At 40.4% G+C, this 19,439-nt stretch carries 16 protein-coding genes; all 16 read right to left on the reverse strand.

Translation table 11 applies throughout. The features are described 5' to 3' along the window. Nucleotides 1-143: 143 nt before the first annotated feature. The 16 genes from ABE954_RS07680 to hsdR all read right to left on the reverse strand — a co-directional run bounded on the left by ABE954_RS07680 (nt 144) and on the right by hsdR (nt 19,149). A complete protein-coding gene (locus tag ABE954_RS07680) occupies nt 144-842 on the reverse strand; it encodes a glycosyltransferase family 25 protein (protein WP_166732476.1) in 699 nt (232 codons plus the stop codon). A 926-nt stretch (nt 843-1,768) separates the two neighbouring features. Next, a complete protein-coding gene (locus tag ABE954_RS07685; RefSeq protein WP_371025820.1) occupies nt 1,769-3,748 on the reverse strand; it encodes an ATP-binding protein in 1,980 nt (659 codons plus the stop codon). Between the two features lie 480 nt (nt 3,749-4,228). Then, nucleotides 4,229-4,681: an IrmA family protein gene (locus ABE954_RS07690; protein WP_371025821.1), complete on the reverse strand. Its 453-nt coding sequence runs from the start codon at nt 4,679-4,681 to the stop codon at nt 4,229-4,231. 64 nt (nt 4,682-4,745) lie between these two features. Continuing rightward, entirely contained in the window at nt 4,746-5,234 is a 489-nt protein-coding gene (locus ABE954_RS07695) for a hypothetical protein (RefSeq protein ID WP_371025822.1), read from the reverse strand. Nucleotides 5,235-5,377: 143 nt separating this feature from the next. Beyond that, complete coding sequence (locus ABE954_RS07700) at nt 5,378-5,851, reverse strand: hypothetical protein (RefSeq protein ID WP_371025823.1); 474 nt, start codon at nt 5,849-5,851, stop codon at nt 5,378-5,380. 5 nt (nt 5,852-5,856) lie between these two features. Then, the gene (locus ABE954_RS07705) at nt 5,857-6,033 is read right to left on the reverse strand and encodes a hypothetical protein (RefSeq protein ID WP_371025824.1); all 177 of its coding nucleotides are present in this window, start codon (nt 6,031-6,033) and stop codon (nt 5,857-5,859) included. Then, nucleotides 6,030-6,737: a helix-turn-helix transcriptional regulator gene (locus ABE954_RS07710; RefSeq protein WP_371025825.1), complete on the reverse strand. Its 708-nt coding sequence runs from the start codon at nt 6,735-6,737 to the stop codon at nt 6,030-6,032. Before ABE954_RS07710 ends, ABE954_RS07705 begins: the two co-directional genes overlap by 4 nt. A 211-nt stretch (nt 6,738-6,948) precedes the next feature. Next, entirely contained in the window at nt 6,949-7,785 is an 837-nt protein-coding gene (locus ABE954_RS07715) for a DUF932 domain-containing protein (protein WP_371025826.1), read from the reverse strand. A 13-nt stretch (nt 7,786-7,798) separates the two neighbouring features. Next, nucleotides 7,799-8,224 (reverse strand): antirestriction protein, encoded by a 426-nt coding sequence (locus ABE954_RS07720; protein WP_272581735.1) that lies wholly within the window; start codon nt 8,222-8,224, stop codon nt 7,799-7,801. A gap of 91 nt (nt 8,225-8,315) precedes the next feature. Further along, the gene (locus ABE954_RS07725) at nt 8,316-9,188 is read right to left on the reverse strand and encodes a GTPase family protein (protein WP_371025827.1); all 873 of its coding nucleotides are present in this window, start codon (nt 9,186-9,188) and stop codon (nt 8,316-8,318) included. Between the two features lie 234 nt (nt 9,189-9,422). Continuing rightward, nucleotides 9,423-11,165, reverse strand: coding sequence for an ATP-binding protein (locus ABE954_RS07730; protein WP_371025828.1), 1,743 nt, complete (start codon nt 11,163-11,165; stop codon nt 9,423-9,425). Nucleotide 11,166: 1 nt separating this feature from the next. Then, entirely contained in the window at nt 11,167-12,309 is a 1,143-nt protein-coding gene (locus ABE954_RS07735) for an SIR2 family protein (protein WP_371025829.1), read from the reverse strand. Nucleotides 12,310-12,318: 9 nt separating this feature from the next. Beyond that, nucleotides 12,319-13,536, reverse strand: coding sequence for a restriction endonuclease subunit S (locus tag ABE954_RS07740; RefSeq protein ID WP_371025830.1), 1,218 nt, complete (start codon nt 13,534-13,536; stop codon nt 12,319-12,321). A gap of 2 nt (nt 13,537-13,538) precedes the next feature. Further along, nucleotides 13,539-15,020: an N-6 DNA methylase gene (locus ABE954_RS07745; RefSeq protein ID WP_371025831.1), complete on the reverse strand. Its 1,482-nt coding sequence runs from the start codon at nt 15,018-15,020 to the stop codon at nt 13,539-13,541. A gap of 3 nt (nt 15,021-15,023) precedes the next feature. Then, nucleotides 15,024-16,841 carry an AAA family ATPase gene (locus ABE954_RS07750; protein ID WP_371025832.1) on the reverse strand — a complete coding sequence of 606 codons (1,818 nt, stop codon included), beginning with the start codon at nt 16,839-16,841 and terminating at the stop codon, nt 15,024-15,026. 1 nt (nt 16,842) lies between these two features. Then, nucleotides 16,843-19,149, reverse strand: a complete 2,307-nt coding sequence (hsdR, locus tag ABE954_RS07755; protein WP_371025833.1) for an EcoAI/FtnUII family type I restriction enzme subunit R — start codon at nt 19,147-19,149, stop codon at nt 16,843-16,845. Nucleotides 19,150-19,439: the final 290 nt, after the last annotated feature.

A 19,439-nucleotide genomic window follows, 5' to 3' on the forward strand; every position in this document is an offset into this window, starting at 1 on the left:
AATAGCCATCTCCCGTTTTTTCTAAATATTTTCCTATCGTTACGTACATATGTTTTGCAATACCAAGAAACAAGTAGGACTATTGCACTGACCTATCAATACTCTTATTTGTGCCTTCCTTTGTTGATAGGCTCCAGCTTGTATTATTTTTGATTATATTCAATTTTTAGTAGTATTTTCTTTAAGAATAAATCTTTTAATCTATAATATTGATAATTTCTTATTGTTTTTCGCAGACGACTTCTGTATTTTTCTCTCAATTCTATTAATGGTAAACGCTCATGCTCAATTAAAGAAATACTTTTAGTTTCATCATCATAAGGTATAACGGAAGGTATAAAGCAATATATATTAGCACAATTGAAGTATCTAAAATACCACCACATATCAGCTTCGTACTTAATTGGGGTTTGGAATGATATGAGTCTTTGGGCTGCTTTTTTGTTGATAATGTATGCATGAGATCGAATAGCTTGGTAAACTTTAAACACATTATCATCTATCTTTTGATTTTTTATGTAACTATCAACGCATGATAATAAATAGATATTTGGCTTAGTTAATTTATCTATTTTTTGTATTTTAGATATTACATTTTCAATGTTATGAGGTAATGTAGCATCGTCTTCTAGTACGAATGCCTGCTCAATGTTTTCGTTTACCATTTTTTTATAAATTGCCAAATGGCTTAAAGCACATCCAATTTCACCTTTTGATAGCATGCAATTTGGGTAGTCATAAACAATCTCTTTAAGTTCAGAGTTTGATAGATCTTTCCCGTTTACTGCATTAATGAATTCATATTTTAGTTCAGTTTTATCGAGTTGAGCTTGCATTTTCATTCGACGCTCAGAACTTTCTTTTAGGTTGATAATAAAAACAATCAATTGGATACCTACCATATGGTTGATTTAAATTTCTATATTTGATGGCTTATAGCGCCGAAAATATGGCACTTACACACTAATGGCCATCACTGAACCGATATTGACAATTACTCTCAAGTTACATGCCTAGTTTTTGAGCTTTTCTATGAATATGTAAAAAGTAGTAAGCTATTTACATCATCTAGAAACATTAGAGGATTTATACTATCAAATAGTAAAGCCATCTAACAGCGAAAAGCTACCGTTTGGTGGCTTATCATCTATTTCAAAACATATGTTGATGTTCAGGTGAGATGAGGTATCTAATTTCATTTTTTACAAAAAAGAAAACCCCAAGGAATGACCCTCAGGGTTTTTGATTTAAAATGCGCGTGCATTTCACGTGCACTTTCTAGTCTTAATGTTGCCAGTGTCTAGTCCAACTGATTTTGCTAACTTCCTGTTTTTAAACCTGTTGTCCTATCACTGACCCACCAAATTTGGGCTGGCGGAGTCTGAATTAGACTCTTAGTTAATTGATTTTTAAGTAACAAAAACCAATTCAACTTTTAATTTGGGCCTATTGTTGGGCCTAAAATTTATTTTACTGTTTTTTTGATTTGGACTAAAAAGTAGATTGCTATTTTAACATGGTTGATAAGCTAGTGAGCAATAAAAATTGGTGGTCTGCTTTGTGCTAGGAATTCAAATAATTTACTTCGTGTTAACTTCATACGGAAAATGATTTTACCCTGATAATGAATATGAAATGAATGCTAGCCAAGCTCGATACCAATAATTTTGTATGTACTCATGTTGATGACCTTTTTAAAAATCACGACCCTGCCACATACGCCGACAGGGTGAACAGCCCATTAATCTCCTGAAGGTGGTTAGGCGAATTATATTTCTTCAGCACTTGTTATAACCGGAATAAATTCACGGTGGGTCTTTTCAAGGTAGCATGTTGCATCATCCCTTGATGCCACTATATTCAATTGTTTACTAAAGAAACTTAATTTTGCTCTTGCTGCATTCAAAACTTCAGCCCAAGTCATAACCCATACTTCAACATTTAATTCAGCGTCATCTAATGTTTTTCCTTTAGGCCACCCACGTTGATTAGCCCTACGTTCAGCATACTCATCCATTGAGTTAGACACGGCTATGAAAGTCCACTTTGATTTAGTATGATCAAAACGTTCATCCCCAGAAACAGATAACGCGTATTTTTCAACCTGACCAATAACATCATAATTTATTTTCTGAGAGGGGCGTTTAAGTTCAACGACTAAATACTCTGTAAAGCCCTCATACGGTTGGCGGCACTTTGCAAACATTAGGTCAACACGACCTTGTCTTCCATCTGGGAGTAAAACAGGTTCGTTATCGTCCTCATCATATCTTTTACCAAGATGCTTGATATGTTTTTTTAAAACATCCTCAAGCCAGTCCTCAGAACCAGCAAGGAAGAAGTCCTCTCGAAAAAGCCAAGCTTCCTTTTCTAGAATTTTATGAAGTTGATCTCTTTCCAATAAAGTTTTCTTTGTATTTTTATTATGTAAAAGGTTGTCTAGCCCATTAATAAAATCAACTCTATTAGACACAATCTGAGAAGCACTAATTATTGAAGACAAGGTTGTTCTCTCCAATAACGCAGCCAACTCATCTTGCTCTTTAGATTTCAAACCCAAAACTTCTGTTAGAATTTTTTGTACCGACGTGGGATTCTGTTTAATCGCTTGAGATAAGAGCATGAATGTGAATTTTTTTGTTTTTCTATCTGCACTTTCAAAGCTTTTTAGATAGCTTTGAACATTAACAGCAAGAATATCAAACACCTTTCGTTCAATTACTTCCGTTGGGCCTTGGGATACGTCATCGTTATAGGGGTAAATTTCTTGTTCTTTCCAAGAGTCAACTATTTTGGATTTATTAAGAAATGCTTTATCCAGAAAGTGAATTTTAGCCCTTTGTATAATAGCATCTTTAATCGTCTTAACCTCAGGAATAAGTTCACCTAAAGATACTTCATTTTTATCACTTAGTGCCTTAAAGTAATCACACTTTGCATAGAGAGTAAAATCATACCCGGGAGCACGAATAATTGGCCCAATCTTCTCTTTGTATAGAGAAAACCCTAACAAATCACAGTAATGAAGTTCCCTCTGAACTTTCTTTTTCCATTCGATAATAGTCAAGGAAGCATTAATCAGAGATCCATCAGGGAGTATGACCCCACCTATATCGTAGTCTTGTTTGTCAGACCATGCATCGGTTGGTGAGACTCTCTCACCTAAGAATATTAATTTCCTACTTGGATATTCTGTTAGGAAAAGAGCAAATTCCATGATGAGATCAGATAAAGCATCTTCAGTTAATAAAAGTTCAGCAGTGTTACTAGTGTTATAAATCTCTACTTGTGTACCTAAATCTTCATCATCAGCTAACTCTGGCTCACTGATTATAAAATCGTTAATTTTATTAGCATCAGTTAAAATCGTGTATTTATATTTATTACCATTTTTTTCGAACACGGTTTTCCAATGAACTTGCTCACCAAGAGAGAGAGACTTGAACCTTCCTCGACCAAACTGGCCATGGAGGGAGCGATCCCCATTTGCTTTCTCAGCTTTTTTCCAAGATTCCCCTAGATTACCGAAGTAACTCACAACTTTATTGTGAGCGATTCCAGTGCCATAATCCTTAATCAGAATTGCTTCAACTCCCCCAAACACAGGATCCGTCGTAATCTCGATTTCAACATTCTTAGATTTTGCATCGAAACCATTCCAAATTAGCTCACTCAGCGCGGCAACTGGTTTTGCATGAGCTAATCCAGTAAGAAAGTCAGCTCCAGCTTTGACGGTGATTCTTGACATACATATTCCTTGATATGAAGTGTTTAAGAAGACTGCAAGTAAGATGATAGATTTACTAAGAACTAATGTTGTCGTTAGAATGTACAATATTCAGCTAGTCAATCTTAATGTTTTAGCTGGAATTGAGGTACATCAATCAGCGTTTACCTATCACCACCTCATAATCTGCTCCCTATTGATTAACACAACATGATGTTAATCATTTCTTCATTCGACTTTGACCACGTTAATTAATACGCGGTAATGCTAGCAATTCCTCCATCGACTTTGGAAACAACCGTGAACTTTCGTTCCTCACTCAAAGCCAATTATCAGACTTATTTATATATTGCATTAGAAAGTTGTTTCTATCAAATCTAAACTAATGTATCTAATCATTGTTAGATGATGTTTAAGATACTTAAAAAAGCCTACTAACCAAAAAAAATGGCAGATCATTCAATCTACCACTCGTTACCCTGATCGATAGCTAAAAAACTATTATTTTTTCCCTTCCACACTCATCTTCGCCAATTCTGGATTATTAGCCTCAAAGATGGATAACGGCAATTCGACCTTACGCCCGTTCTGATCTTCCACCACTTTAACCACTTCAAACTCAGTAACATCCTCACACGGAATTTCCAACCCTGCAAAGGTGGCACGAGTGGCGCTAGAATCGCCAAAAGGTTCCACTTCCAGTATCGTATCCCCTAATACTTTGCCTTGCCCATCTTTCATTCGTAGCGTTAACTCAAGCGCACCAAACTCCGCATGGTCTAAAACTATATGGCTACCGCCATTATCGAGGGTAAATGAATAACCACAGTAACCTTGGTTAATAAAATTTGAGCTCGTATGTGTGATGCTCGCATAACGCTGCTGTTCTTCAGCCAAGCTAAATGCACTCACTGCCAATAATCCTATCGCAAATAGGCTTTTTATCTTATTCATTACGTTACCTTTAATTATCTTTTCTCGTCCTCGCTACCGCAAATGATGGTAGCGAGAATGCTATTTATTGTTGGTTGGTTTGCAATCCGCCTTTAGTACGGTCTTTTTCTTTCCACCGTGGGCGTTTTTTACCTGATAATTCTTTTTGTTGGTTCCAATAACCTATCGGATAGCGTTTGACGATAGTACCGTTGACACCAATATCAACTGACGAATATTGCCCGTTATTAATGTATCCTTTTTGGACATAAGCATTAGGGCTACAAGTGCCCGTATCGCGTTGTTGCCAGTTTCCGTCAGTTCTTGCCACGATATAAAAATCACCAAATGCGCAACCTGACGCAGATTTATGATTCAGTACAGCAACATAATGCTTGGTTGAGCCTACAATCCTACAGCTACTATTTTGGCTCCCACACACTTGCCATAAGGTTTTACCGCCATCACCTTTATATTCCCAAATGGTATTTTTAGGGGGCTGGCTGTTGGCAGAGGCTGGTGACGTCATCAACCACAGTGAGGCTAATGCAGTTACGAATATATATTTTTTCATTATAAATTCCTATCAACATAAATAGAAACGTCAGATTGACGCTTGATGAACACCGTCTAATGGGTGCTTGGTTTTCCCTGATATGGCGTATTCGGTGGTTATCTGGTGAATAAGGCACTCACAACAAAAATGGCTGATCATGGTTAATGTGATGACTTACGGTTTAGTCGCACTGAAATCCAGTGACGAATTCGTCGATGAAGATAAAAGGCAATACCAGTGGCGATAAGTAAATCAACCAGCAATATCGTGGTGGCGATTCCTTCAGTAAAACCGTATAGCCAACCGGATGACATGATAATCAGTAGGCTAGAGAGGGCTAATCCGATAATGATGGACGAGATAATGGCAACTAATTTGGGGTTGAAATGGATTTTATAATCAACCCCCTTGAAAGCACTCAAAATCCATAAGCCTAATTGCGCCAAGAGTTGTGGGATAACCAACGCCAAGAGATATAAAACGAAGTACATCAATGTGATCCCATACGGGTTCATGATAAGGGCGATAAGCTGGAAATATGTTAACAATGCGCCAGTGATCCAAAGACATAACAAAATACTGATAACGATAGCGATGCGTTCTAAACCCAATTGTAAGTGTGAAACGGTGTTCATATTTTTTAAGCTTCCTTATGTGATGATGAATTCACGATGTAATAGTTATTTTGAATGGGTATGGCCCATTCATGACCGCAATCGCGGCACATCCAGCCCGAGCCCCATGGAATGATGTCTTGCTCAGAAGAACAGTGAGGGCAATGTGTTGGATGTGATGCTAGTGGGGTTAATAGCGTCATGGTCGGCTCCTTTCTTTGTGGGATGGAAGAGAGGTAAGTAATTGTGATATCAATCTAAAATGCGGTAGTGCCGCGATAAAACTGTTTTGTTGTGACAGCTGCATCACTGTGTGTTTCGGTGTGAAGGGGGTATTGAGTGGTTGAACTTGCTGGATATCTTCTAACAACAAGACATGCACTTGCTGGTGGTATTCAGCCAGTAAATACCACTGACCTTCACGGTAAATCAGTTGATAGGGTTGTAGTGGATTAAAACGACGCTCAGGCGTAAGTAGGCTAATAGATTGCTTACTGGTAATGGCATATACCAATTGATAGAAATGGTCGGCATGTAAAGCTGAAATCTTATGGGCATGGTGCCAAATCAAACAGGGTGCATGGGGTTGTTGGGTTAGCAGTAATCCCAGTAAGCGGCTGTCTAGCCCCGGAAACAATCGAGTCATTCCAATCTGTTTCACAAAGGTCAGAACATCTTTGTCTCGATAAGCTTTTAGCGTATTGATAGGCAAGCGATAACAACCTTGCCGACCTTCTACCCCCAGATAAGCCAAGCGTTCACGTAAATCCCGTTGTAACGTGCGTTCAGAAACATTGAACTCTTGGGCTAAACATGAGAGCACAAGATTTTCTCCTGCCATTAAGCGGGCAATCAGCGCTGAGAGTCGCACAGCCATGCGGTCATATTTTCGATTGGTCTGAAACATAACGTATTGCTCTCAATAACAGACGTTAGGAAATTAAGAAGTGAGGGAGTTTAACTTAGGGGATTGACAGGTTATGTCTGTTGGGAAAAATTCTCATTAGGCATTTTAATGAAAAATCACTATAAGTAATTCATTGATAAATAACGTTATGCTTTTTATTTGAACGATAAGAAAGTAAGGCGTAACGACACAACCTGTCAGGGCGGGAAAATTAGTTGGGATGGCGAGGAGTGAGTTGGTTAAATAAGGTATCCGCCATCACCCACAGCGCTTTATTGAGTTTAATATCACCATCAATCCCATTCACTGAACGAGTTCGGGCACGTTTACCTTTTGCGGTACGACCTGATAATCCCCCTTTAATCAAGTTCTCTTGTAAACGTTGGTACACCGTCCAAAGGTCTTCTTTCTTATCTTCAACGCGTCGAGGCTGTAAAACTTGCTCTCGTGTAACGGGTTGATGTTCTTCACCAAAGCGATAAGTCAACGCTGCTTCCGCAAAGGCTTGCTGTGCAGGTGGCGGTAACAATAACGACTGCATACTTTCGCGTTTTTCAGCCACTTGCTCAAACGTATCGAGTACCTCATAAGCCCCTTCAATCACTTTACCCACAACATCCCCTTTATGGGGGACACGCACTTCCCCTAATTCATCACCGCACACCAAACCGTTGGAGCATACAGCTCTAAAGAGTCCCGGCAACATCTGATAACTGCTTGAGCCATCATGGCTATTTAATAAAATAATTTCAGGCACTTGTACGCCTGTGATTTGGTCATGCCGTCTGAGGCGTAACATATGTTTTGTGTGCTCTCGACGGCTAATATCACGAACCCGGGTCTGGCAGGCAAAGAATGGATAGAAGCCTTCTTTTTGCAGGCTATCAAGTAAGGTAATGGTCGGAATGTAAGTGTACCGTTCACTACGCGAATCGTGTTTTTCTTCAGAAAACACACTGGGCACTGTGCGAAATAATTCTTCAATGGTGAGTGGACGGTCACGACGAATGCTGTTAGCAGAGCCAAAACGCGAAGCTAATAAACTCATGATAGACTCCTGATTAATCAATTAAGTGGAAAATGGCAGCGGATTCGGGATGTTGTAACGCGTAGTCACGCAACTGATAAAAGCGGTCGCACATCACTTCGCTTTCAGTTTGGAATGACCAGATGCTGTATAGGATAAGACATACGGCAATGCCTGCCGCCTCTTGGCTCACGGTGGCTTCATTGCCGTTGTGCATGTTGAATAAGGTTAAGGTGTCTGCGTTGAGGTCGGGGTAAATAAAAGCACCGCCATTGCTGAGCGTGCCATACTCCCAGTAACCGCCATGATACTCATTGCAGAATTGACCCATCGTGGTGAAGATCACCACTTCAAAGGTAGCCCAGCCTTTTACTGCACCAAAATGGTTGAGCCAAAAATCAAGGCGTTGTTCATCAGGTACTAATTCCATTGTGATAGCGGATTCGGTTGAATGATTCATTAGTTGATACTCCATTAAAAAGAAATAAAAAAGCGCCAATCCCGTTAAGGAGTGGCGCTAGATGTCATTAATGTTGCGTTAATTTAAGAAGCTAAAAGAATAGGCTCCACAGGGACTTAGCGACGGAGACGATGCTATTTTTGACCGTACCAATCGTACTCTTTATCAAGACAGGTAGGGGAAGGATGTCTATCAGCGTATCGACGATATCACTGACGCATTGCCCAAAATCGTTACGTGCGACATTCTCCAAGGATTGCGTCCGGTAAGTGCTGTTCAGTTGCCTAGCGACACCGCTACTGGCTTGCGCCGGTAACGCCTGTATGAGTTGCTCTGTTAATTCAGTCAGTTGGTAACCTTCTGCCGCAGAGACTGTCATCACAGGGTGGTGTGGCTTGAATGCGGTTATCACGGCTTGTTGCTTCAATTCTAAGTTAGCCGCTTGCTCTGGGGATGGCTGGTGGCGTTGTTCATCCCACTGGCGACAGGGCTCTATCTTGTCGGCTTGGTTCAGCACAAATAGAAAGCGGCTTGGTTGATAACCACATTGCTCGGTGAGAAATCGGTAACACTGTTCATCAGAAGACCATGCCCTATCATCGGCTTTGAGTACCCAGATGATTAAATCCAGTTCTGGCAATAAGTTACGATAGAGCTGGTGGTATTCTTTATCTCGTTCGATGCTTTCCCCTACGCCGGGTAAATCTATAAAGGTGAGCGTATGATTGTTCATCGTCATACTGAAGTACTGGGCTTGGCGTGTGCAGCCAGAGACATTACTCACTGGCGATAATGGGGACTGGAATAGGGCATTGATAAGACTGGATTTTCCTGCACCCGTTTTACCCATTAGACCAATGGTGGGGGAGTAGTTGATGAGATGGTTAAGTTGGTTGAAAAACAGATTTTTAAATGAAATAGGAAAGGCGGATATCACCCTTCCTAATTCGGGTTGTAGGTTCATATTATATCCTTGAAAAATCATTGTGGCTATTCAAGGAGATAATATATATCTGAGATTTTTTATAATTATCAATACAATAATATCAAAAGGATACTCAGTGAATATTTAGTTATAAGTGCATAGAAGAGAACACGTCCACATTGAGTAATTAAGGTACGTTGCCTATTGTGCACTCAACTTAGTTGTTCACTGAGTATCTCCTTTTTGTGTGGTAATCTATGAATGCTGCAAAAATTACTTAGTTTGATAACGCCACTTCATAGCCACATCACTAATTTGCTCTATTGTCATAGCCTGTTGCTGCCATCCCTTGTCAAAATCTATATCATTTGAGCGAGGCAACTGTTCATCAGATAAGCTTCTAATCATCACTCTGGTTGGTAACGTTGCTGCTTGGCCGACAAATATGGCTTCTTGACGTCTGAGACCTGAAAGCATTTTTGTTAAGCCAGACATTGAATCAGGCAATATACTGCGAACATGCTCGCGGTCAGCATCATTAGTTATACGAAGTACGATCCATGAATTACATTGCGACAGTACTGTAGATTCAACTTCACTAGGCCTTTGTGAAACTAACAATAAGCCAACACCATATTTTCTCCCTTCTTTAGCAATACGGCGAACTGCTGATTGTGCCGCCTCATATTGAGCTTCACCACGATTCGGAACATATCGGTGAGCCTCTTCACACACCAAAAGTACTGGGCTATTTTGCCGTTCAGCCTCGGTTTGCCAGACTTTAAGTTGAAAAATGATTCTCGCAATTGCAGCGCTAGCAACACCAGCGACTTCATTAGGTACACCAGACAAGTCAACAATCTGAACTGTGGTTTTCTGTGTTAAGAATTGATTGACGATTGTAGGTAACGGATCTTCGGCGCCATTCCAACTTTCCATCATAAATTTGAGACGCCCGTCTTTTAGCAATGAATCTATCTTTCGAATAACTCTACTAAAATCCTCATGCTGTTTTTTATCTTTGTTTTCTGGTCGCTGAGCGTTAATTGCACCAATTAATCCTTGCTCGTAGAGAGCTCCATCTTTGAATCCGAAATGGTCTAAGCCTTCTGCGCTGCCAATAATGTAAGGAATCGGCGAGTCAACCGTTAATTGGTTCTTATCAAACCCAAGCAGCTCAGCCGCCTGCTCTCGAACTGCAATTAGGGCATTTTTAACAATGTTTGATTGTGAGGTTGCTGCAAACTCAGTCTTGCCGATAAACAAGCTCAATGACTCTTCTAAATCGAGTAGCCAGTACGGAAGTTTAAGTGAACCTTCATCGGTCGATAAACGTTGGTGTGTGGGGAACGCTTTGCCATATTCATTATGTGGATCAAGGATAATAATTTGTGGGTGCCAGCGCTCATGATTGGCTATCAGGCCACGTTCGAGAATACTGTGAATAACAGCCGCAACAGTGCCTGATTTGCCAGCACCGGTAGAACCAAGGATGGCAGTGTGCTTACCTAGCAATTCATTTAACTCAGCGTAACAAGGTGCACCGCCAGAGCCAACATGCTCGCCAAGTTGAATAACGGCACCTTTGGCGTCACCGTAAATAAACCTAAGCTCTGATTTGGGTGTCAGGTAAATGGTTTGCTGCGGTAGTGGATAAGTAGCAACACCGCGTTCAAACGCAAGGGCAAACTCATCTTCACCTTTCCTACGCCACTCAGCCTCTCCAAACAAGTCAGCTTCAATAATTCGTTCATCGGAAGATGCGACAGGCAAGCCCTTTTCTAGCTGGTAGTCAGCCTTCATTCGTAATCGACTGACTAAACCATAAATAGAGCGGCGGCCAAAATGAACCTTAATGATTGAGCCAAATTGCCCAATTGGATAGTTTTCGCCAGCAAATACTCGGGACAAGTCTGAAATAGTAGGGTCGAGCTCGGCGATAATGCGCGAGCCATCTACCTCAATAATTTTCCCGATAGAGAGATTTTCAATGGGCTTTATGTATTTGTTATCCATATCAAACACCTCCTTCAAGGATCTGGGTTAGGTTTTCAAACTTCCACCATTCAATACTTTTGGTTGAGATAGCCTTTTGCTCTGCGTGGAAAAATCCTTTATCAGCAAAGATCAGTACTTGTTCGTTAATTGAGTTATCTTGATACCAAGTCTGCAATACTCCACTAGGCTCAGTGTCGCTAGTAAAGGCCATCACGGTCAGATTACCATTTGAGGCCCTTAAACCACGTTCAATTTCTAGGTTGATGTGTGCATCACCAAAACTGTACCCAGTGATCAACAAAACACGTTGACTGCCACCTTGCGGGTTTAAAACTGCTCTAGCTCGATGCATTAAGTTTGCATAGGGATCGAGCTGAGTTTCACGGTATTTAGTAGAAGCTGGCCAAATCATAATTTTTGCCGCTTTGTCTTGATTACGCTTCAAATGTGGAGCAATTCGCAATGGCGTAGATGAAGAAGCATGCTCAGCCCAATTGATGGAACCATGTAGCTTAAATACTCGGGCATTTAGATTGTTCTGTTCAAACGTTGAAGGGTTCCACCATCCTGATACACCGCCCTCTAAACCATCAGCATATCTCAACTGTGATAGTGCGAGTGAGTCTTCAATTAGCGTGTCGTAATTCATCACTAGATAATCGATGGTGCTTGGTAAGCTGTTTTTTCCTGGTCGCATAGGTCGATGCAGTGCTTGAACAAAACGCTCATGTACAGCAGAATCTACTTCAACACTAATTACTTCAAAAATAGCGAGTTTTATCTCGGTTATCGCTTGTAATAACTGATCGTTGCTATATTCAGTGCCACCAATAGCCACCTTGCTCGCTGTTACGTTACGATTTGCTCGACGAGCCGTGATAGCAAGCCAATCGACGAGTTCACTTAAGTAATCTTCAATGTGTGAAGCTGGATTTGCACCTGCGAAAGAGGTTTGTATGGCAATCAATATCTGTTTGGAATCATCGGAGAGCTTGTCACTTTTTAGTGCTCTTTCTGTTAGCTGGTTTGTTAATGGAAGCCCAGCACAAAAACTCGCCCCTGCACCTAACAGAACCGCTTTTGAGTGTGAGAGTAATTCTTCAAGTTTATTAATTGCTTCCCTAAATTCTTTTTGTTCAAAAACTGTGGTATCGAATGCCATACTCCCTCCTTAGAGCTCGCCTTTATAGGCAGAGTCGAGAATTGATGCTTTTAATAAACACATTAATTGTACTTTTTCATTTAATTCAACTTTTACTGTATTTCTAAAATTCGAAACTTCATCAATCTTTTTACAAATAGTTTCCTGTAGCTGTTTGCTGGGGGGGCAAAACGAAAGTGCTTTAATGCCTTTCTGGTTTATGATAGGCAATGTTGCGGTTGACGCATTGGCCAAAATTTCAGATTTAATAAAACGAAACCAGTAATATGCATATTTAGGAGTTATGTCACTGTTGAATTTCATACCGGTAATTTGTTGGTTAGAACTAGCATCTTGTTCCAGATAACCGATTTTCCCGATGGTAGCACCGATGGCGACGAGCATGATTGTTCCTGCATCAAATTTGCGTGCTTTACCTGCATCAAATGCTTTTTGACTCAGTTTTTTGTTGGAATCAGAAAGAATATCGTGATCACCAAAGTCAGAAGGTGCGAACCAGTTAATGTCACCATTTTCGTAAAATTCAGCTTGTTTCGTTGGGGGGGTAGTTCCTGTCTGAATTTGCTCAATATGTTTTTCTACTGTAGATAGACCGAACAACTCAATCGCTTGCATCATTTGTTCATTTATCGTGCTTGCGTACAATGCATCAGTCAATGTAATGCTTTCTTGCAAATGTAGGATAGCGGTGTCGATGCGAGTGAGCAGAGTATCAAGTTTTTCGACGATGTATTTTTGTTCTTCTAGACTACAAATAGGAATGTTAACGCTTTTTAAAGCCTTTAAAGGTACTCGTTGTCGTCCAGTCGCACCTTCCATTTGATCTATTAGAAAACGCCGAACTGATGGAGATCGAAAGAAATGCAATAAATATTTTGGTTCAACGCTATCTAGTGCATGAATTGGAAAAACCTCTGTTGTTGCGAAGCCACCATTTACATTGTCTATTAAAGCTGTTTTGTTGTTTTCTGTACAAGGTGTAATTTTGGCAAACAGCACCGCATTACGCTGGAATTTTGTGTATCCCTTTTTTACGTCATCAAAGTTTCGTCGTTCGTAGGTACTTTTTTGACCCGTTTCTTGGTCAATATCGGTCATTCCAATAAATGGGATATTCCCTTCAGGATCTGGAGTTGGCACAAATCCTCTATCAGTTCCGATTTGCGCAACGTCTTCAATGATATGCCATTCCCACCCATTCGGTAGCTTATATAAAATCTGTTCCATTTTTACTTCTCCGCTAACAGAACTTCAATTTCATCCAAGAGGCTAGATACCAGCTTTTCTTTGGTTCGGATCTGTTTAAGGATATCGTTTGGCGCTAAATGTTTAGTATCTTTCTGTTTAGCTGGGTTTTTGGCGGACAAGTCGTAGCCTTCTTCTACCAGCTTGCTGACTGATACCGTCCATGAGCGCTCGGTGGTTTCTCGGCTACTATAAAGCTTCACAAACTCTTTTAAGTGTTCATCGGTGATCGGTTTGTTTTTGGTGAGTTTTTGCTCAGGTTCGCATTCGTAGTACCACACGTCACTGGTACCGCCGCTGCGCTCAAAAAACAGCACGTTGGTTTTAACACCCGAATATGGCAAAAATACCCCTGCGGGCAGGCTTAAAATAGTGTTCAGGTTAAAGTTTTCGAGCAGTTCCTGTTTGACTTGTTTAAAAGCATTGTTGGTTTGGAACAGTACGCCTTCTGGAACTACGATCGCTGCTTTGCCGCCACTTTTTAGGGTTTTCATAAAATGTTGTAAAAACAGCAATTCGGTAGCATTCGCTTTAATGGGAAAGTTCTGTTGGATCTGATCTTTTTCTTTCCCACCGAACGGAGGATTTGCGAGGATAATATCGTAACGATCTTTTTCCTGAATATCGCGGATATTCAGGGTAAGGGTATTGCCCCGGAAAAGGTTGGGTGATTCGATGCCATGCAGAATCATGTTCATCATACCCATCACATATGCCAGAGAAGTTTTTTCAAAACCATAAAAGGTGTCGCGCTGAATAAAATTCCATTGTTCGGTGGATAGTTCGCTTTTTTTAGTTTTCAAGTGTTCAAAAGCTTCAACCAAGAATCCACAAGAGCCTGCTGCAGCATCATAAATGGTTTGTCCTGCTTGTGGGTTAATGGCTTTGATCATGGCGCGTACTACAGGGCGTGGTGTATAAAACTCACCCGCGTAACCACCAGCATCACCCATGTTTTGCAATAAGCCTTCATAGACCAACGAGAGCTCAAACATTTCATCACTGGATTGAAAATTCAGCGTGTCGATAATATCTAGCACTTCACGCAGTGTATGACCCGAGGCAACCTTGTTGTCTAAGTATTGAAAGATTGCACCAATTTTATAGGCAAAAGATTTAGGATCTGAGCCAGTGGCTGCGATATTGGCAAAGCCTTTTAAGTAAGGAAATAACTCGTTGTTGACATAATTAGTTAAGTCATCACCAGTGTGAGCCTTATTGATATCTAGTTTGCCATCGGTATTTTTCGGGCAGGCCCAATTTGACCAACGGTGCTTTTCATTTAATACAGGTTGATAGTCTTTCCCTGATAGTACTGCTTCATCTTCTTTTTCAGACTCGTAATCATCCAAAAACTTTAAGAACAACACCCACGAAGTTTGCTCGGTGTAGTGCATTGCCCCACTAATGCCATCGTCGCGGCGCAGTATGTCGGTAATTCGGTCAATCTTTTGTTGTAATGACATGGCTTATAGTTTTCCGATAATAAAATAGTACATATTGGTGATATCTTCGCTGATTTCTTCTGGTGGAATCAGGTCGATATAGGCTTGGAGCTTTTCCATACAAAGCCCTTTTTCATGTTCAGCACCTGTAAGGTTATTAATAAGGCTATGTGTGGCAGCTTTAACAACATTTGAAGATAGTTTTCTAATTCCATCGTTATCACCACTATCGTTTGGCTTTAAATGAAATTCCGCAGCTAAACGATCGTTGTTAACAGTGTTTATTTGGTTGTGATGTGATAACGCAGTGAAACTTAATAAGTAGTGCTTAACCTCTCGCCTTTTCCAAGCTAGTAAAAAGGTATCTACCCGATAACCTTCTGCCCACTTAATTGAGCTAACTAGCTCACCGTAAGTTCGACCGGCCAACTGCACACCATTAGGCTTCCAGCTTGGATTAGCCTCATCTCTGTCACATATCAAAAAAATCTTTCTTGTAAAAATCTGACTCTCTGACGAGCTTAGTGCTTTGACCCAATTCACTTTAACTTCGCCCAGCGTGTCCTCGTCGCATGTATAGCTTGAAGATTTTTTCAACGGGCTTATGGCGGCGATTCTAGTGACATCATGCCCCTTCCTTTTCGCCAACTTGACGAATATTGCCCAGTCATTCTCATCATCCAATATGGCAATACTCGGTAACTTACCACATACTTCAAATTCAACGGATTTGGCGCGGGAAAGCACACTGAGTCGACTGATCAATTGCTTGATTTTGTTGTCTTCATTAATTCGTCCGTGTTCCACAACTTTTAGATGTTCTATACGGTTTTCTTTAGCAGAAATAGAATCCAATAAATGTGTGGTAGTAATTGCATAGCCTTGTATGCAATGTAATAGCGACCATAGTTTCTCTACGTTTTTGTAATGTAGGTGTGAGTCTGCTTCATCAAACAGAAATAGAGTATTAGGCGCATCAAAAAGGTCTATCAAGGCGTATAGAAAGAGCAGTTGGTATTCACCATCGCTCAATTGGTCAAGTTCTATTCCATCTTTAAAAAAGAGCTTATATCCTTTTTTATCAATGAAGTAATTGTTGTCTGCAGCTTGAGTAAAAAAACTGACTTCAGGATCAAACGATACATTTTGCGCTTGAGCATTTTCATTTCCAGTTTCAGCATCTTCATCACCAGCTTGTATTTCTCTTGGGTAATCGAATGAGACATTGATAAGGCGGTTAGCTGGTATTTCAAGTTCGTACTTACGAATCGATTGCTCAAAATCGTAATCTCTAGAGTGAAATACGCCAATAAAACTATCTAGTGAGCGGAAGTAAGGAGTGTTTCGCAGTGTATTAACTTCGCCTCTTTCTTCTTGTCTTAATGCGTCCTGTACTCTTTCAACGTATTTTTTATCTACTTTGAACTTACACAATAAGCGGCTAGATTGGTCATCACCTCCAGCCTCCAATTCTGTAACATAGCCACGCTCACGTAAGAATGAACGAACTTTGCCACTACGCTTGGTAGCCGTTGCAAGAAAAATAAGCAACTTAGACCATTGCTTATTAAAGTAAATGCACTCCAAACCTAGTCCCCTACCTGCTTTTCGTTCACGTTTTAAATAAATACCAAACCTTTCAGAGTAGTTTTCATTTTGCCCAGAGGAAAAGCATACTACGTTTAATTGTTGATATGCGCGTTTGTTTAACCGCTCTTCAAATACCGATTGCAAGATACTTGATTTACCGCTGCCATTTTCACCAATCAAGGTTGCTACTTTATTGATATACAGGGTTTGGCGCTGGTTGTGCAGCGGGTTAGGTGCTAGAGTTAGTTCCATTTTAATCTACGTGATAAAGCTGTTGTTGTAATTGTTTAAAAGCAGCCAGTAAATAGGCTGGCTTTCCACCGAATGCTGTTGAGGCATCTTTCACTGTACCCAATCCCGATAGCTCAATGAGAGCAGGTAAGCGATCACGCGATAGCTCAGTGCTGCCAGTTTGCTCATAACGATTGAGTACAAAGTGTAAAAATTGTTGAGCCTTTTCTTGCTGGTACTGCCCAAAGAAGGCGTGGTTAGTACGTACATGATCGGCTCGTGCTTTGCGAGTTGCCATTGGCTGTTCAAAGGCTAAAAAGGCCAGCAGGTCGAAGATATCACACTCTTCTGCTTCAAATATCCGCCGCAGCGTGGCAAGTTGTTCTTTGTCAAAACCTGTTTGCACGAGTTTATCGAGTAAGGTTTCTCGTTCATCGGGGTCTGACCAAATCTGACGTAGTTCCTCAACCGATTTAAATAACCCTGGTAACTGGGTTATTAGACGCTCAACAAATTCTTGCACCGTTAGTGGCTTGCCATTTTCATCGATATAGCGAGTTTCAATATCAATCACTTTAAGTTCACGGTGTTTGCTCAGTTTTACTTTTAAGCGGGACCTAGGCTCGGGATCTGAAGTATCTGTTCCTTCAGATGGCTCTGGTGTGTAAGGCGGTGGTATTGGTTCAGCTGTACCATCTGACTCTGTTGCTTCAGGTTCACCATCCCAGTCTTTGTCGTAAAACTTATTAGTTGCACCGCGAAAATCGACAATGGTGAAGTAGTCTTTGCCATCGAAAACACGGGTTCCGCGACCCACAATTTGTTTAAACTCCACCATTGAACCAACGGTTCTATCCAGCACTACGTTACGCACATTACGGGCATCAACCCCAGTGGTAAGCATTTGCGATGAGGTAATAATGGTAGGTATGTCTTTGTCATTATCCTGAAACTTTTCTAGTAATTCACGACCTATTTTACCTTCATCACTAGTTACACGAACACAGTAATGTGGATCTTTTACTTTTTTGTATTTGTTGATCATATCGCGCATGGTGAGTGCATGATTTTGGTTTTCACAAAAGATGATAGTTTTTTCTAGTGGATTTATAGTGTCTAAAATAGCTTTAGCGACCAGTTCGGTACGCTCATCGACCACAATTTTTTTATCGTAATCTTCTACCTGATAAATATCTTGCCCAGATTCGCCTTCGATCACTTGGTCATCTTTGGTAAGCACTAGTTCGTCTAAGTTAGTTCGCACCCGTTTGACCCGGTAAGGAGTTAAGAAACCATCATTGATACCATCTTTTAATGAGTATTCAAATGCAGGTTTTCCAAAGTAGTCATATGTATCAATGTTTGCTTCACGCTTTGGTGTGGCAGTAAGGCCCACATGTACTGCACTACTAAAATGGTCGATAATAGCTCGCCATGAGCCAGTTTCATTAGCGCTTCCGCGGTGGCATTCATCAATCATAACTAGATCAAAAAAATCACTTGGATAAGCTTTGTAATAACCCTCTATATTTTCTCGTTCGGCAATAGCTTGATAGATAGCAAAAAAGATATGTGCGTTAGTTGGCACAATCCCATGACGCTTTCTTATTTCTTCACCATTAATCTTAATTAGATCTTTTTCATAAGGGTTAAATGTGTTGATCGCTTGGTCTGCAAGTATATTACGATCAGCTAAAAATAATATTCTAGGGCGGCGAGTGCCAGGTGATTCTTTGTTCCAACGAGACTGGAATAGTTTATGGACGATCTGAAAAGCAATAAAGGTTTTACCAGTGCCCGTAGCCAATGTTAAAAGTATACGGGACTCTCCTTTACCAATGGCGTCAGTGGCTGCATGCACCGCTAATTCTTGGTAATAACGTGGGTGCATTGCTCCTTCTATGTGAAAGGGGACATTTCGAAGCTGTTGGCCTAAGTTGGAGTGAATACCAGCATAGCGTTTTTCTAATTCTTCAGGTGTTGGATAAAACTCGATGTAGTCGCCTTTTCCAGTTTCTAAGTCGAGTTCATAGATTTGTTTGCCATTACTTGAATAGACAAAGCGAACGAGCAGCTTTTGAGCATAGTCGATGGCTTGTTGAAGGCCTTCTGTTGGGGAATAAGATTCTTTTTTCGCTTCAATTACAGCAAGGTAGCGATTGTCTTTATGGAGTAGATAATCGACAAAGCAACGACGACCGCGTATTCCACCTGCAAGTTTGCGTCCATCGGTAAAGAAATGCTCTCGAATTATATTACTTGGCTGCCAATATGCAGCCTTAAGTGCTGGATCTATATAATTAGCTCTAGTATCTGCTTCCGACGACATATCCACACTCCTTGATGCCCATTGGTTTTTACTATCGTTTATTGTTCTTGTTAATGTGTTGCTAAACGGATAGATAAATTACTAACGTAAGTTACTAGTGTTGCTATATTCGCTCATTAGACTAACTACAACAACTAGGCAGTGGTAGCTTGTATTTGCTTAATGAGGCCTTTGTCACATGTTACAAATCAAACATAACAATTTGATTAATAGTTGATTTTTCTAATGTTGAGTTTAATGTATTACGATTGCTTATATTACCATTAATATGATTTTTCTCAAATTATTCG

It is taken from the genome of Providencia sp. TYF-12, assembly GCF_041344805.1.
GTDB lineage: Bacteria > Pseudomonadota > Gammaproteobacteria > Enterobacterales > Enterobacteriaceae > Providencia > Providencia huashanensis.